Consider the following 14,978-nt stretch of genomic DNA (forward strand, 5'->3'; position numbering starts at 1 on the left):
TTGAATTAAGTCTTTATGGTTTACTAAAGCTGCATGAACTTAATTCAATAATCCAGTCTAAAGAGAAAAGCATCTTCTTCTTTTAGAAATCTAAAAAAGAGTAAAACAATGTCTAAAGAAAAATCAGTATTAAAGAAAACACAGTTAGAATCAGCAATTCGCGGAATCAAGGGAATCGCACACCCAGACCGTTTGCAGATTCTTTTTTTCCTCTCCCAAAAGGAACACAGCGTAGGCGAACTTGTAGATTTACTTGGGATCAGCCAATCAGCTGCTTCTCAACACCTAAGCAAAATGAAGATCAACGGAATTCTTTCCAGCAGAAAAGAATCCAACCAAGTCTTCTATTACTTAAAAGACGGTAAATACAAGGATCTGATTCGTACGATTGTAAAAATCTACGGTTGATTCTCAAAAGCGTATTCAAAATCTATTATGTACCCTCTTCTTGATCGAGGAGGGTTACATACTCTCTCACTGCATCCTTTAACAGCGTAAATCCTTCGTTATAGCCCGTTTTGAGCAGTTTTGTCGTATCCGCGCAAGTATAATACTGATACTTTGCTTTGAGAGTTTCCGGCATTTCGGTGTATTCTATGTTTTTAGGAAGGCCGAGAGTATCGAAAATGGCCGAGACAAGATCGTTCCAAGTTTCAGCGACCCCTCTTCCCAAATTATAAAGACCTCCGTGACCACCAAACGCGAGATAGGCGGTGATTTTAGCCGCGTCCTTTGCGTATAAAAAATCGCGTCTTTGTTCTCCGTCCTTATATTCTGGTTTATAGGATTTGAAAAGTTTGATCTTTCCGTCCTTTTTGATCTGTTCGTAACCCTTTAGAACCACACTCCTCATATCTTCCTTATGCCCTTCTCCGTAACCGAAGACGTTAAAGTATTTGATTCCGGTGATTCGATCCAAGAAGGAATGTTTTTTGGCATAGAGGTCGAACATGTGTTTGGAATAACCGTACATATTCAACGGTTTTAAAACATCAATGTCGCCCTTATCGTCGTATCCGTTAGCTCCGTCTCCGTAGGTCGCAGCCGAAGAAGCGTAGACAAAACGAACCCCGCTTTTAAGGGATTCCTTCGCGAGAAGTTTAGTATACTCGAAATTGTTTCCGATCAGATAAGAAGCGTCCGTTTCCGTAGTCGAGGAACAAGCGCCTAAGTGAAAAAGAATATCATAATCTTTGAATAGACTCGATCGAAGCGCGAGATCCAGAAAGTGTTCCTTTTCCAGATAATCTGAATATTTTTTTCCCACCAAATTCTTCCACTTGGAAGAATTTCCAAGATGATCCACGACCAGAATGTCGTTGATTCCTTGGCGGTTGAGTTCTTCAATGAGATTGGACCCGATGAGACCTGCTCCACCGGTGACTATACATCTTTTTTTCGTCATAGAATTCAAATTTCCTAAAGAGAGTCTAAGAGTCTACCAAATCTATCGTCTACCCTTTTCACGGTTTGGCTGTCCGCTTCCGTTAGAGGTGGATACCAATCCTTGAGTCTGCAGTCGATTACGACCGGAGGATAGAGTCCCGGATGATTTCGTATTAATTTTGTGTTCGCGTAGATATCTCCCGCCGGTTCAAAGCGAGTAAAGATCGACCAGATAAAATCGTGATCGGAACGAGTCGCGTCGATCGAATCGTCCACGATAAACACGAGTAAAAAATCTTGAATACATTTTTCTTTGAGAAGTTTTGCGGGAAGCCCGTCGTTCTTTTTGTATTTTTTTCCGGATACGACTAACGTTCCGGGATACGCTACGATCGGATCTTGAAAAAAAGAACTTACGAATTTTCCCTTAAAACCCGTTTTAAGAGAATTTTTCTTTTCACCGGATCCAAGAAGAATCGCCTTACTTCCTTTGTTTACTTCCGGCCCCGTATAATCCAAGGTGTCCTGGGAAATATTGGAAAAAATATGCAAGTCGGTAATCGGATTCATTCTTTCTAATACGCTAATAAACGTATTTCTAAAGTCTTTGAAATCTACGTTTTGATCGGTGACGAGCAATACCTTTGTAAGGGAGAGTTGACCTTCTCCCAAAATTCGAAGCGCTCCCGTAAACGCCTCTCCTTGATAACGTTCCTTAACGACCGCAGCTGCGAGAGAATGAACTCCGGATTCTTCATAGGCCCAAACCCCTTTTACCGCAGGCATGACAACCGGAAACATCGGAGACAATAGATCTTGGAGATATTCGGCGATCCAGTGATCCTCTTGAGGAGGACGTCCCACCACGGTCGCGGGCCAGATCGCGTCCTTTCTATGAAAAATATTTTTTACCTGAACGATAGGATAGTCGTGTTTTAACGCGTAGTAGCCGTAGTGATCGCCGAACGGTCCTTCGGGTTTTCGAATCTTCGGTGGAATGATTCCCGAAATCAAAAAGTCCGCGTCCGCCACGATCGGAAGCGAACTCACGTTTGAATTCTTATAAATTTTTAATTTTTCGCCTAATAACAGTGAGGCGAGAATGAGTTCGCTGATCTCTTCCGGTAGGGGCGCCACGGCAGCGATCGTAAGTCCCGGAGGACCTCCCGCGTAGATATGAACCGGCAAGCCTTTTCCTTCTCTTTCCGCTTCGAAGTAGTGATTTCCTCCGCCCCTGTGGATTTGAATGTGCATTCCCGTTTCCAGAGGTCCGTGGATTTGAATCCGATACATTCCAAGGTTTCCCTTTCCAGTTTTCGGGCTTTCCGTATAAACCAGAGGTAGTGTAACAAAATTACCTCCGTCTTTCGGCCAGGATTTTATGGTCGGAAGTTCATGCAGAGATTCTAATGTATTTTCAAGAACGGGCGCCGAGTTAACTTTTTTTAATCCGACACGCAAGGCCTGAAACGCGAGATGACGCAATGCCCAAACCTTTGCCGGCGACGGAGGAAGAAAGTGTTGAATCGTATATGCAATTTTTTGCACGAACTTTACGGGGTCCTCTCCGAAAGCGATTCTCATTCTTTTTTCGGAACCGTAGAGATTGGTCGCGACCGAAAAGCGGGATCCTTTTACGTTTCTAAATAGAACGGCCGGCCCTCGTTTTGCAACGACTCGTCTTTGTATCTCGGCCAATTCTAAGATCGGATCCACTTCCTCTTCAATGACGAGAAGTTCTTTTTCCTTTTGTAGTTCTTTTACAAAGTCGCTCGTGGATCTGATTTTCATAATTTTCCTACCGGAAGTTCCGGTTGTTTTATCGTTTTATTTTTGAGTTTGATCAGCTTTCCTGAAATCGAAGAAGGGAATTCTTCCTTGAGATCCTCTTCTCGAACCCATTTGAAAAGGACGTCTTGTTTTTTGTTTAAGATTTTTTCGATTCGAGTTCGGTCCTCTTCCAGAATGTCGCTGAACTTCAATTGGATTCTATGATTGGTGATGGAATGTTTTGCACGATGTGGATGTGTATTCAGACGGGATTCTTCAAACAACTCTTCGGAGATAAAATCCTTTTCGTAGGGATGTTTTCCTTCCAATCGGAACGGAAGCGAATAGATCGTTTTAAAAAATCTTCTTCCTGAATATTTCAAAAGAAGAATCTGATCCTTAGATCTTAAGAATAAAAAATGCAGATCCAGATCGATCCAGTTGTCTACCGATTTAGATACGGGAATCTCCCTTTCCTTCCCTGCGGCCTTTGCTTCGCAGTGATCGATTAGGGGACAAGACATACAAATCGGAATCGGAACACAGACCAAGGCTCCGAGTTCCATCATCGCCTCGTTGTGGTCGCCCGCGAAATCCGGAGTTAAAAATTCCTGAGCGAGACTTCCTAAAAGTTGATTTGTGGAATTGAGAAGAGGATCTTCTTCGATCAAAAAAAGTCTGGATAAAACGCGCTTAACGTTTCCGTCTAAAACGGCGTGATGTTTTCCATAAGCGATCGATAATACTGCCGATGCGGTATAACTACCTACTCCGGGAATCGAAAGCGCGTCTTCGTAGTCTTTCGGAAAATTCCCCGAAAATTTTTCGACCAAAAGGCCCGCCCCTTTTTTTAAGTTTCGCGCTCGAGAATAATAACCAAGTCCCTTCCAGTATTTCATGACCTCGTCTTCCGAAGCTTCTTTGAGGGAGTTCGGATCCGGAAATCTTTCTAAGAATGTTTCGTAGATCGGAAGCATCGCCGCGACCCGAGTCTGTTGAAGCATGATTTCGCTCACCCAGATCCGATACGCGTTCTTATTGATTCTAAAGGGAAGTTCTCTTTTGTTTTTTTGAAACCAGGAAAGTAAGGATTTTCGCAGTTTCGAAAGGAGTTTTGGGTCGATTGGGTTGTTTTTGAATTCCACTGCTGTAAAGAAAATCGATTTCTTTACATGGAACTGTACGGCAAACGAAGGTAAATCCTGTTTTCACCGGGATTCTTAAATTTCATTCGATTTTGTTTCGAAAGAAGCGGCGATTTTTAATCTCTGGTCAAGATATTTCGTTTTTCTGGTCGGCTCGGATTGGAGATATGATATTTCCCATCCAAGAGCATGATATGTTTTCCGTTTTCCAATGCGTGATAGAGTTTGTTGAAGTTCGGGCCCGGGGCTAAAACCGACTCGGGACTGGCCAACTTCTTTTTGATGGAATCGATCGTGTAGATATCGTGCGGACCCACTCCTTTCAATTCTTTCATTCCCACGTAAGAACAATCGAAGTAATCTCTTACGTCGTTATAAACGGATTTAGAGACAGTGATCTTTCCGGGTTCTCCGATATTTTCAATTCGAGAAGCAAGGTTGACCGTATGACCCCAGATATCGAATGCGATCTTTGTATGTCCGACCACTCCCGCGATCAAGGTTCCCGAGTGGATCGCGATCCGAAGTCCCCAGGCGTCTTCTCCGTTTTTCATTCTTTCTTTCTTTCGACTTTCGGTATAATCCATCATCTTCAAAGAAGCCAAAAGAGAATCGAGTTTTGCCGTCCTCTTGTATCCGCCTAGACCTCCGACCGCAAGAAACGCATCTCCGATCGTTTTTACTTTTTCGATTCTATGTTGAGTACAGATTTTTTCGAACTCGTCGAAGTAGATAGAGAGTTCCTTTAAGAGTTCGTTCGGACTCATGTAACGGCTGATATCGGAAAAACCCACGAAGTCTGTAAGAATCACAACCGCGTTCTCGTGTTGGATCGGTCGAACCTTTCCCTTTAACTTCAATTCTTCGATCATATATTCCGGAAGAATGTTTTGTAAAAGTACGTCCGCCTTTTTTTTCTCTTCGAGAATTCGGTTTCGATCGCTATTGACGATATGATTCATCATCTCGCGAGTGAGGGCTTCCTTATTTCGATAACGAACGATCCGGCTTAAGGCGCGAAAATAGTCTTCTTCTCTTTGGATGATATCTTCGGGGGTTCCAAGCGCGATGTTCTTTGCAAACTCGGCTAACTCGTTCAACGCAGATCACCCTTTCTGGCTTTTTGAATCCAATCGTCCTTGATCAAATCGAGTCCGCAAGGAAGATTCCAGAGTTCGTCGATGATCGCTGGAAGTTGTTCCTTACGAATGATCTGTCCGTGCTGAGGAGCGATCACCTCGGCGTCAAAGCTCATAATCTTCAAGAGCGCATAACGCAGAGCGAGATTCGAAGGAATGTAAGCCTGCATAAACGTTTTCATATTATCCAAGGCCTTGGAATCGTGATACAGGGACCATTCCCTTCCTAAACCTCCCAAAATATCGCTCGTAAAAAGAACCCGCGACTTGATATCGAATGTGATCATCGCTCCCGGAGAATGTGCAAAAGGAGTGCTGATAAATTGAAGTTCTCTTCCGCTTGGAGTGGAAAAATAAGTCAATTCGTCTCCGATCCGAATCACACTTCCTTTGACTCCATAGTGTTTGATCAGATAGACGGTTCTTGTTTCCGCGACTATCTGAACCGGGCTATCACCGCTCAAGTCTTCGAAGATCGGAACGTTCGCGCAAAGATCCGGATCCTGGTGTTGTAAGATGATTGTTTCTATGGAGTTCGGGGCGACTAGGGAGAAAACCTTTCTGGCCACGACCGGAAAATCGGGAATGGAGCCAGGGTCGATCAGAATGGTGCTATCACCGTTTTTGATCATGTATGGATTACAGTGAAGGGATTCTTTTTGATCGTAGAATCCGATCCAGTAGATGTCTTCCGCAATTTCTACCGCGTAATTGGTGTCGATTTCGAGAGTTAATTCTCTCTGAATATTCTTATGCGTTTCCGCTTGAGCTATATCGTTTTCAGACAAGGGACCGACTCCTTTCGGTCATGAAGACCTTAGTTATAATACAAATGTCGGATTACAAATATTCTATTTTTCATATGTAAGCAGAAGCTCCCTTATCTTTTCCACGTTAACGGGTTTGATAAAAATTTCGGTGGCTCCGGCTTTACGAGCTTCGTCGATAATCTCAGGTTCTGAGAAGGCAGTCATAGCGGCAATCGGAATATTCAAATTGTATCCTCTAATTTTTTTTGTAAGTTCGATTCCGTCTAACACCGGCATTTTGATATCGGTAATTACGACGTCAGGTTGGTACTCAAGGAATATATCCCAACCCACTTTTCCATTCTCAGCAGAACGTACCGAAGTTAAAAAACGTTCTAAAAAACGGACCATCATTACTCGAATCAGTTCCTCATCTTCTACATAAAGAAGTTTTAATGCGATTGGGTTCATGGGAGTTCGATAACCATCACGGCGCCTTTATCCGAATTGTATGCGTAGATCTTTCCATCCATATTGTTTTCGATGATCGATTTAGACATATAAAGACCGATTCCGGTTCCCTTTCCCTGATCCTTGGTTGTAAAATACGGTTGAAAAAGTTTTTCCATAACGGAAGCCTCTATCCCTCCTCCGTTGTCTCTGACGATCACCATTTTTTTTTCTCCTTCCTTACGAATATCAACGTAAATCGACGGATCCTCCGGATGAGATTCCATAATCGCATCCCTTGAATTTGCAATTATATTTAGAATTACTTGGGAAAATTCATTAGGAAAACCGAATACTTCGTAATCTTCATCAGGATTTAAGTAAATTCTAATATTTTGATTTTTTAAACTTTCGGAAACCAATGAAAAGGATTTCTGGATCGTAGATTTTAAGGAAAACTTTTCCTTTGTTTTATTCGGACGAAAATAATTACGAAAATCATCGATGGTATTTGACATCTGTTCCACCAAATCCATAATCTTGTTTGTGGAATCTAGGATGTATTCTTCGTCCAGCTCGCCTTCCGAATGAGTATATGATAAATCCTGTATACAAAGGGCGATTACGTTGAGGGGTTGTCTCCACTGATGTGCGATATTCCCTATCATTTCGCCCATATCGGCCAGTCTGGACCGAACGATCATTGCCTTTTCTTGTTCTCTGCGTTTTTGGATTTCGGATTCCACCCTTGCTTCCAGGCTGCGGTTCAATTCTTCGAGGGCGCTCGTCTTTTCTCTCAAATCGTGTTCGGTATTTTTCCGCGCGGTCATATCGCGAATCACCCCCACAAAGTATTGGTTTTGATTTTGGGAAAATTCGGAGACTGCAAGTTCCACTGGAAATTTTGTTCCGTCTTTTTTGAGGGCGACGACCTCCCTTCCGATTCCGATGATCTTTTTTTCGCGAGTTTCCACGTATCTTTTTAGATAGTCGTCGTGTTCGGAATGATACGGCTCGGGCATTAAAAATTTAATATTCTTTCCCACAACCTCCGTAAAATTATAACCGAACATTTTCTCCGCAGCTCCGTTAAACATCATAATCGTTCCCTTTGGTGTGATCATAATGATCGCGTCCACCACGGTTTCAAAGATGGCTTGAAATCGTTCGTCGCTTTCGCGTAACGCATTGACTGCCAAAAATCTCTGTTCGCTCTCTCGAATGTTTTTAAGCCCCAACGCCAAATCCTTTGCGATCTCGGAATAGATTCCGGCCTCATCCTCTAAGAAATAGTGTTTTTCTTTGGTAAAAATACAAAGAACGGATATCAATTCGTTTAACAAAAAAATCGGAAAAACACCCATCGATTGATAACCGAATTGAACGCACGTCTCTTTCCAATGACCGAAATCATCAGCTTTCTCGATATCTTCTACGATCAGAGGTTTTCCGGTTTTGATCACCCTAAGCCCCGGACCCAGATCCATCCCTTCGGTTTCGGTCTTAAAGATAAACGGATTATCCCCTGCATAAGAAACTTGGAATATTATATCTTTCCTAGATTCAACCGTTCCAAAACAAACGAATCCGAAATTCTCTTCGGCTTTGAGAATTTGACAAACACCCGTATAGAGGTCCTGAACCGATTTGGATTTTAGAATCCATTGTGTGATCTCGTTTCGAATGAGATACGAACGGTTGACCGCGATCGTTCTTTTTCCCCGGGCCTTTTTAGCTTTATTGAACTCGGGAAGAATCACTCCTTCGATTTCGAGAACTTCTTCGTCCTTATAAATTTTTCGAAAGAAGACGGATCGACTTTTGATAAAGCCGGCTTCGGTCATAAATTGAATGGGAGTGATCAGTTTATCTTTGAAGGAATTTTTAGCAAATTCTACGATGATCTCGGACGCGGATTTGGAGATGATTTCGGTTCCTTCTGAAATCGATTCCAATTCTATAAAAGCCTGAAATACGTCATTGGAAGATAAATAGACTCCGTGTTTATCGGAGTGGAAGATAGGAGGATGCACTTCCTGAGATCCTAAACGAGAATTCATGGCTTTAAAACGGCCCCCTCTAAGCACTCAAGGACTAAAAAATTCGATCAAAGATTTGATATTTTAAAATCATTTTTTAAGTCAATTCTGTGTTATTTTCTCCTATCGAAAAGATCTCACTCTTAGAAACGGCTTTGTTCTTCTAAACTCGAATCCGGTTTTCGAATTCGAATCCCACTCTTTCCTCAAAGGGAAAAGGTTTACGGACTCCGTTCTTATGAGTCGGATCGGAAACCTCCAATCCCACATGGTTTCATTTTTAATACAAAACCCGATTTTTCACTTTACAAGAAATACAGATCCAATAATTGTACTGACCGATCGGTACAATTATGAATCCAATAAAACTCAGCAGAAAAAAATTCATTCTTACGGCGGTTTTGAGCGCGGTCCTTGTCGGAACGGTCGGCTACGTTCTCAAAACTGCCCAACGAACCACTCGGCTGTTCTTCAGCCGCTTCACGGAAGAAACCCTCGCTTGGTTTGCGAGAGCGGTCTTGCCGAACGAAGACGGATTTCCGGATATAGAACAAGCGGAAGTTGTATCTCGTTTGGATGAAGAACTCTTCTTTGTGGATTCTTCCATCAGCGGAGATTTTGATACGGCCATCTGGATCTTAGAATTTCTTCCCATACGATTCGGATATTGGAGTCGTTTTTCCAAACTCAATCGAGAAGAAGCGAGAGAATTTCTAAATCTCGCGTTACGATCCGAAACCGAACTCGTTCGCAACATCGTATCGAACGTTCGTATGGTTGTGATGCTCGTTTACTACGGTCACAAGAGCACTTGGAATCAAATCGGCTATGACGGGCCCTTCGGAAACTTTCCGGAAAAACTCAGCGAATCCAGAATTTATTACAAAGCACAGGTTCGGAAGAACTAGGAGATATCATGTCCGGAAAAATTTACGAATGGAAACACATCGATAAAAATCAAACCGTGAAAGCGGATGTTTGTATCATCGGAACCGGTTGCGGCGGCTCCACCCTTGCGTTAAAACTCGCGGAGGAAGGAAAGAAAGTGGTGATGCTCGAACAAGGAGGCTACTATCACACGGGAACCTTTGACAATCACGAACTCAACATGGCCGCTAAGGTTTCTGCGGAAAGAAATCTATCCACTACGAAAGACGGAACGATCAATATCGTATATGGAAACAATGTGGGAGGCGCATCCGTTCACTACTGGGCCGACAGTTATAGAACTCCCGATGAGAAACTGCAACACTGGGCGCAAAAATACGGCGTAGAAGGTCATACAAAAGAAGACCTCGCTCCTTTCTGGCCGATTTTGGAAAAAAGACTCAACGTTCATCCGGCCCAAGACGAATTTTTCAATCGAATGAATGAACTCGTTCGAAGCGCCTCTCAATCTTTAGGTTGGGAAGGAAGAAGAGTTCCACAAGCAAGAAACAACTGTCAGAAGTCCGGACATTGTATGCAGGGTTGCGCCTTTGGAGCCAAACAAAGTCAACTCGTAACTCATATTCCCATGGCGATTTCGGCGGGAGTGGATATCTACGCGGATTGTAGAGCAACGGAACTCGTTTTAGAAGGAGATAGAATTTCCTCAATCCTTGCAAAGGTGATAGATCGAAGAACCCTCAAAGAAAACGGAATCACTTTGCAAGTGGACGCAAAAGTTTTTGTAGTCGCAGCGGGAGGATTCGGAAGTTCTACATTCTTACTTAGAAACGGATGGAAAAAGAAACTTCCCGCTTTAGGAGAATTCGTATCCATCAATCCGACTCTTTTTGTTCACGCGCTCTACGACGAAGAAATCATTCAGTGGAGAAATATTCCAGCGGCGTATGGAGTGGAAGAATTTAGATTGGCTCGTTACGATCAGAATGGAAACTATCTCGAAGGCGGATATATGTTGATGCCGAACCAGATTCAACCGGGAGCCATCGCGGCTACGATCTCCGGTTTTGGAGAACAACATACTCATTATATGAAGAATTTGCCAAAACTCGGCGGAACGATCGCTTGGCTCGACGACATTGAAACCGAGTTGGGAAACATCACCGTAAATGGAAAACGGAGAAGCGTAAATTATTCCTTTGGACCGATCACAAAAAAAGTGATGAGAGATACTTATAAAAAACAGGTTTTACTCAACTTCGAAGCGGGAGCCAAAGAAGTGATGATCCCGGATTCTACATCTCTGACACTCCGATCCAAATCGGAACTGCATAAGATCGATCAGCTTCCTCTCAATCCGGTGACTTCTTTGATGGCGGCTCCTCATCCGGGCGGCGGATGTAGAATGGGTTCCGATCCAAGAACATCCGTAGTCGATAGTTCGCATCGGGTTCACGGAACAAAAAATCTATACGTAAGCGATTCTTCCGTGTTTCCTACTTCATCCTCGGTCGATCCGAGTTTTACGATCATGGCGTTTAGTATGGTCGCGGGTCAAAAAATATTAGAATCTTGGAATAGACATGGCTAAATCGGGAAGTACTTCGAGAGGAAAGATCACAAAAGAAAAATTACTCTCGGACTTCAGACATCTTGTTACCATTCATGGAATTATGAATACGAGTTTGGATCGACTCTCGGAATATTCCGGAACCGCAAAGAGCAGTATCCTCTGGCATTTCGGATCGAGAGAAGGACTTGTGATCGAACTCGTAAACGCGCTCTTTCTCGAAGTCGAAGAATCGGTAAGAGAAGGTCTTGCAAAAGGGGAAGCTCCGCTTCCCTGTCTTTTTGAGAAGTTTACCGAATTCTTTTTAGCGACCCCGGAGGCCAACGGAGTCTTTTTTACTCTCATCTTAAACGAACCTCCGAATTCGAACGTTCGAAAAATGGTTTTCGAAATGTATCGAAGCTTTCGAAAAAAAATATCCGAAAACTTAGACTTAGGAAAAGCAAATTCGAAAGAATCGATCTTAAAAGTTTCCCTTCTCATCGCTCTTTTCGACGGTCTGTATCTTCAGTGGTATCTGGATCCGCAGGAAGTTCCCCTAAAAGAATCTCTCCTTTTGGCTCAGGAAATGTTGAGTGATTTTTATGGAATTCAAGAATCCGCTTCGAAGGCCAAAACAAGAAACACCCCGAAAAGAAAATAGAATCATCCGTAATTCTAAGTCATTGCGGACTTAAAGTCCGAAGCAAGCGGTTTTTTTTAGCGGATCCTTTGTCGGAATAAATAAAAAATAGAATCAAATATCGATTGCAAAAAATCTAATGTTCTTTTTTCGAATTTTCTTCGCGAGAGGAAATATCGATTTTAGAAAGCTCTACGTTTCTTCGAAACATGCTAAAATTCATCCGAGAGATTGCGGAGTCGCCGAACGTTTTTTCAAAACCTCTTTCGTCCAAATCCAAGATGGAGTTCGGATCTTCTTTAAAAATCGAACGTGTCTTAAATTCTTCTCTTCTTGTTTGGATTCCTTTTTTACGAGCTTTTACGTCGTTCCAAGGACAAACGTCTTGGCAAATATCGCAGCCCGCGATCCAACCGAATGTGTTTGGAATCATCGAAGAACGATCTTCCAAAGTATGATGAGAGATACATTTCCCCGCGTCGATCTGATACGGAACGAGAGCTCCCGTAGGACAAGAATCGATACACGCAGTGCAGGTCCCGCATCGATCCTTAACTGCGACATTTGCGACGGAGATTGGAAGATCCGTAAGAATCACGGTGATGAAAAAAAAAGATCCGAGTTCCGGATGGATGAGATTTGTGTTCTTCGCTTTCCATCCAAGGCCGGCTTCTCTTGCTAAAACTTTTTCCGAAACCGGAAGAGAATCCACACCTTGACGAAATTGGTGATTTGGAAATTTCTTTCTCAGTTCTGAAAGTAAAGGTTTTGCAAGTTTTCTAAGAACTTCGTGATAGTCCTCTCCGATCGCATACCGGGAAAATCGGAATGACATCGTTTTGCAAAAGATATCATATTCTGGATCGTTGTAGAGTGTACCGAGCGCTATGACGGATTTAGGTTCAAAACCTAAATTCTTAAAATGTAAACGAAGATCCATATTCTTCGGATACCAATCCATCTTTCCGTGTTTTCCCTCTTGCACCCAAGTAAGAATATTCTTTTGATCTTCTTCCGGGATTACAGCTTCGCAGATTCCAAAGAGGTCAAATCCACATTCTTCGATCAAAGGAGAGAGTTCGGAAATTATTTCTTTACTTTCGATCATAAATTTGGTATAGAAAGAGCATGCGAAAAGAATTATCCGAAAAAGTTAAATTTCCGAAAACCGAACTGGAATTGCTTCCCGCTCATTCCGGCCTTCTTTCTTATTCGGACGTGATGAGAGCGGTTCGTCTGATTTCGCTTCCGGAAGAAAAACTCGCAAAACAAATCGTCTTTGCTTCCGTCGTAGGAGCTCTTCGAGGATTTCAAGAAAGGGAACTGAAACCGTTTCATACCAATCATAAATACATCTTTGGAGAATTGAGTTCCGAAATTTTGAATACGGTGAAAGACGTCGGTTCTATCGATCGGATTTCAAACGAAGAAAGAATCAAGATTCTAAAAGACGCTTTCGAATTCGGAATTCAAAAGGTCTATCATTTAGAATGGAAACTCTATACATCCAAAGAAATCTATTGATTTCGATTCTTAAACCGCGTAGAAAAGAATTCCCGCAAAACTGATCAGGACAACCGCTTCGAGTAGTCCAACTCCCACATTTTGATCCCGACTGATTTCTTCCTTCAAAGTACTTCCCGGTAGAATCACCGCATCGGTGAGAAGTCTTACCGCCGGAATGACGATGAGTCCCAAAATAAAATCTAAGAATATATGAAAGAGAGTTTGTTCCATCGAAACGGGATCCTTATGCAAGGCTCTTGCGATGATGATCCCGAGCGCGATCAAAGCTCCGCTGTAGGAAATTCCGGCTGCGAGATTTTCCCGATCTTTCAGTTCTAGATCGAGAGAATACGGAATCATTTTACGATAAGCGAATGTAAATAGAATGAGTGCGATTTGACCGATGGAAAAAAACAAAACTCCGAGTACGGTTCCGTCTAAAAGTTTTTGAATCGGCTCTAAAAGTCCAAGCTCCTTCCAGACAGAAAAAGAAAGCGCGGAACTGTCTCCGCTCAGAGAAGCCGCGATGATCACAGAAGAAGCAATACTACTTCCAAATACGACGGCTCCGACTGCGGTATTTCTTCCGGAATAAACCAATTCATTAAAATCGAATGTTCTGAAAATGATCTTATCATTGATAAAGTAGGAAAGATTTAAAAGTAGAATTCCCAAAAGTCCGTAGAATAAGACTTGAAAACAATCCGAAACAAAATCGGTTCCGGGTGAGGAAAGGATGACCAAAAGAATCAAGGTCAATCCTAAATAGTATCCCGCAAGTCCCGAAGAAACCGCGGTGTTATTGTTTACGATGATTTCGTGATCGAGATCGCCCGGTTCAATCCAGTCTTTGATTTTTTTACCGATATAAAAGAGAACGAAACTGATTAAGAAGAATACTGCGTCTTTACCTAAGCTGCTCAGATAACCAAGTACTGTTTCCATGACACCAGATTAACCCGATACGGTTAAAATTTCATAGCCTTTTTCGGTGACAAGAATTGTGTGCTCGAACTGAGCCGACCATTGATTGTCCTTTGTGGTCACGGTCCAATGATCTTCTTTGGAAAAATTTACTTGCCAGGTTCCAAGATTCACCATTGGTTCGATCGTAAAAATCATCCCGGGTTCTAGTTTTGCAAGCTTCCGGTTTTGACGAAAGTGTGGGATTTGAGGATCTTCGTGAAAGCCTCTTCCGATTCCATGCCCCATCAGATCACGAACGATTCCGTAACCTTTAGGAGTAAGAAAATCATCGATTGCGTTCGCGATATCGTGAACTCGGTTTCCGGGTTTTACTTGTTCGATTCCGATGTACATCGCCCTTTCCGTATCCGCAACCAAGGTCGCAATTTCCGGACTCGTCTTTCCACCGACGATAAAGGTTCGAGAAGAATCTCCGTGATATCCATCAAGCAAGGGAGTGACATCGATGTTAATGATATCACCTTCCTTTAAAACTTCCGTCGCCTTGGGAATCCCATGACATACAACTTGATTTACGGAAGTACAGACCGACTTTGGAAATCCCTTATAACCGAGCGGAGCAGATTTCGCTCCGTGCTTTTTAGTAAATTCCTCGCAAAGATCGTTCAATTGAAGAGTCGAAACTCCGGGTTGAACGTAAGAAGAAATATAATCCAAAAGCTTAGCGGCTAGTTTCCCAGCCGCTCTCATTTTTTCGATTTCGCTCTTATTCTTAATGAAGATCAAA

At 42.7% G+C, this 14,978-nt stretch carries 15 protein-coding genes; 5 read left to right on the plus strand and 10 right to left on the minus strand.

All coding sequences use genetic code 11. The annotated features are described in order from the left end of the window. The first annotated feature begins 108 nt into the window (after window positions 1-108). On the plus strand, window positions 109-408 hold the full coding sequence (locus tag A0128_RS10605) for an ArsR/SmtB family transcription factor (protein WP_069607487.1): 300 nt from the start codon (window positions 109-111) through the stop codon (window positions 406-408). A 25-nt stretch (window positions 409-433) separates the two neighbouring features. Here the strand turns inward: A0128_RS10605 and rfaD are convergent, their stop codons facing one another. The 7 genes from rfaD to A0128_RS10640 form a co-directional block, all read right to left on the minus strand. After that, window positions 434-1,405: an ADP-glyceromanno-heptose 6-epimerase gene (rfaD, locus tag A0128_RS10610; RefSeq protein WP_069607488.1), complete on the minus strand. Its 972-nt coding sequence runs from the start codon at window positions 1,403-1,405 to the stop codon at window positions 434-436. Window positions 1,406-1,419: 14 nt separating this feature from the next. Continuing rightward, a complete protein-coding gene (locus tag A0128_RS10615; RefSeq protein ID WP_069607489.1) occupies window positions 1,420-3,177 on the minus strand; it encodes a UbiD family decarboxylase in 1,758 nt (585 codons plus the stop codon). Then, the gene (gene mutY, locus A0128_RS10620; protein WP_069607490.1) at window positions 3,174-4,301 is read right to left on the minus strand and encodes an A/G-specific adenine glycosylase; all 1,128 of its coding nucleotides are present in this window, start codon (window positions 4,299-4,301) and stop codon (window positions 3,174-3,176) included. Before mutY ends, A0128_RS10615 begins: the two co-directional genes overlap by 4 nt. A 116-nt stretch (window positions 4,302-4,417) precedes the next feature. Beyond that, on the minus strand, window positions 4,418-5,401 hold the full coding sequence (locus tag A0128_RS10625) for an adenylate/guanylate cyclase domain-containing protein (RefSeq protein ID WP_069607491.1): 984 nt from the start codon (window positions 5,399-5,401) through the stop codon (window positions 4,418-4,420). Then, window positions 5,398-6,228, minus strand: a complete 831-nt coding sequence (locus A0128_RS10630; RefSeq protein ID WP_069607492.1) for an oxygen-binding di-iron domain-containing protein — start codon at window positions 6,226-6,228, stop codon at window positions 5,398-5,400. The genes A0128_RS10625 and A0128_RS10630 overlap by 4 nt, the downstream gene beginning before the upstream one ends. Before the next feature lie 63 nt (window positions 6,229-6,291). Continuing rightward, the gene (locus A0128_RS10635; protein ID WP_069607493.1) at window positions 6,292-6,660 is read right to left on the minus strand and encodes a response regulator; all 369 of its coding nucleotides are present in this window, start codon (window positions 6,658-6,660) and stop codon (window positions 6,292-6,294) included. Further along, window positions 6,657-8,699 carry a PAS domain S-box protein gene (locus A0128_RS10640; protein ID WP_069607494.1) on the minus strand — a complete coding sequence of 681 codons (2,043 nt, stop codon included), beginning with the start codon at window positions 8,697-8,699 and terminating at the stop codon, window positions 6,657-6,659. Before A0128_RS10640 ends, A0128_RS10635 begins: the two co-directional genes overlap by 4 nt. 332 nt (window positions 8,700-9,031) lie before the next feature. Here A0128_RS10640 and A0128_RS10645 point away from each other — a divergent pair, with 332 nt between their 5' ends. The 3 genes from A0128_RS10645 to A0128_RS10655 are packed head-to-tail and all read left to right on the plus strand — an operon-like array spanning window position 9,032 to window position 11,779. Continuing rightward, a complete protein-coding gene (locus A0128_RS10645; RefSeq protein WP_069607495.1) occupies window positions 9,032-9,586 on the plus strand; it encodes a hypothetical protein in 555 nt (184 codons plus the stop codon). 8 nt (window positions 9,587-9,594) lie between these two features. Further along, window positions 9,595-11,157 (plus strand): FAD-dependent oxidoreductase, encoded by a 1,563-nt coding sequence (locus A0128_RS10650; protein WP_069607496.1) that lies wholly within the window; start codon window positions 9,595-9,597, stop codon window positions 11,155-11,157. Continuing rightward, complete coding sequence (locus A0128_RS10655) at window positions 11,150-11,779, plus strand: TetR/AcrR family transcriptional regulator (protein ID WP_069607497.1); 630 nt, start codon at window positions 11,150-11,152, stop codon at window positions 11,777-11,779. Before A0128_RS10650 ends, A0128_RS10655 begins: the two co-directional genes overlap by 8 nt. Before the next feature lie 115 nt (window positions 11,780-11,894). Here the strand turns inward: A0128_RS10655 and queG are convergent, their stop codons facing one another. Next, a complete protein-coding gene (gene queG / locus A0128_RS10660) occupies window positions 11,895-12,866 on the minus strand; it encodes a tRNA epoxyqueuosine(34) reductase QueG (protein WP_069607498.1) in 972 nt (323 codons plus the stop codon). A 20-nt stretch (window positions 12,867-12,886) separates the two neighbouring features. Here queG and A0128_RS10665 point away from each other — a divergent pair, with 20 nt between their 5' ends. Further along, a complete protein-coding gene (locus A0128_RS10665; protein ID WP_069607499.1) occupies window positions 12,887-13,282 on the plus strand; it encodes an LIC_11502 family protein in 396 nt (131 codons plus the stop codon). Between the two features lie 9 nt (window positions 13,283-13,291). On the opposite strand, the gene A0128_RS10670 is transcribed toward A0128_RS10665, so the two are convergent. Then, window positions 13,292-14,209, minus strand: a complete 918-nt coding sequence (locus tag A0128_RS10670; protein ID WP_069607500.1) for a DUF350 domain-containing protein — start codon at window positions 14,207-14,209, stop codon at window positions 13,292-13,294. Between the two features lie 9 nt (window positions 14,210-14,218). After that, the gene (gene map / locus A0128_RS10675) at window positions 14,219-14,977 is read right to left on the minus strand and encodes a type I methionyl aminopeptidase (protein ID WP_069607501.1); all 759 of its coding nucleotides are present in this window, start codon (window positions 14,975-14,977) and stop codon (window positions 14,219-14,221) included. Between the last annotated feature and the right edge of the window lies 1 nt (window position 14,978).

The organism is Leptospira tipperaryensis, assembly GCF_001729245.1.
GTDB classification, from domain to species: Bacteria; Spirochaetota; Leptospiria; order Leptospirales; family Leptospiraceae; genus Leptospira; species Leptospira tipperaryensis.

Coding starts and splice junctions, on each gene's coding strand:
- A0128_RS10605 (WP_069607487.1), top strand. CDS start 109: ATGTCTAAAGAAAAATCAGTATTAAAGAAAACACAGTTAGAATCAGCA.
- queG (WP_069607498.1), bottom strand. CDS start 12,866: ATGATCGAAAGTAAAGAAATAATTTCCGAACTCTCTCCTTTGATCGAA.
- A0128_RS10640 (WP_069607494.1), bottom strand. CDS start 8,699: ATGAATTCTCGTTTAGGATCTCAGGAAGTGCATCCTCCTATCTTCCAC.
- A0128_RS10635 (WP_069607493.1), bottom strand. CDS start 6,660: ATGAACCCAATCGCATTAAAACTTCTTTATGTAGAAGATGAGGAACTG.
- A0128_RS10670 (WP_069607500.1), bottom strand. CDS start 14,209: ATGGAAACAGTACTTGGTTATCTGAGCAGCTTAGGTAAAGACGCAGTA.
- A0128_RS10665 (WP_069607499.1), top strand. CDS start 12,887: ATGCGAAAAGAATTATCCGAAAAAGTTAAATTTCCGAAAACCGAACTG.
- A0128_RS10655 (WP_069607497.1), top strand. CDS start 11,150: ATGGCTAAATCGGGAAGTACTTCGAGAGGAAAGATCACAAAAGAAAAA.
- A0128_RS10650 (WP_069607496.1), top strand. CDS start 9,595: ATGTCCGGAAAAATTTACGAATGGAAACACATCGATAAAAATCAAACC.
- rfaD (WP_069607488.1), bottom strand. CDS start 1,405: ATGACGAAAAAAAGATGTATAGTCACCGGTGGAGCAGGTCTCATCGGG.
- A0128_RS10615 (WP_069607489.1), bottom strand. CDS start 3,177: ATGAAAATCAGATCCACGAGCGACTTTGTAAAAGAACTACAAAAGGAA.
- A0128_RS10645 (WP_069607495.1), top strand. CDS start 9,032: ATGAATCCAATAAAACTCAGCAGAAAAAAATTCATTCTTACGGCGGTT.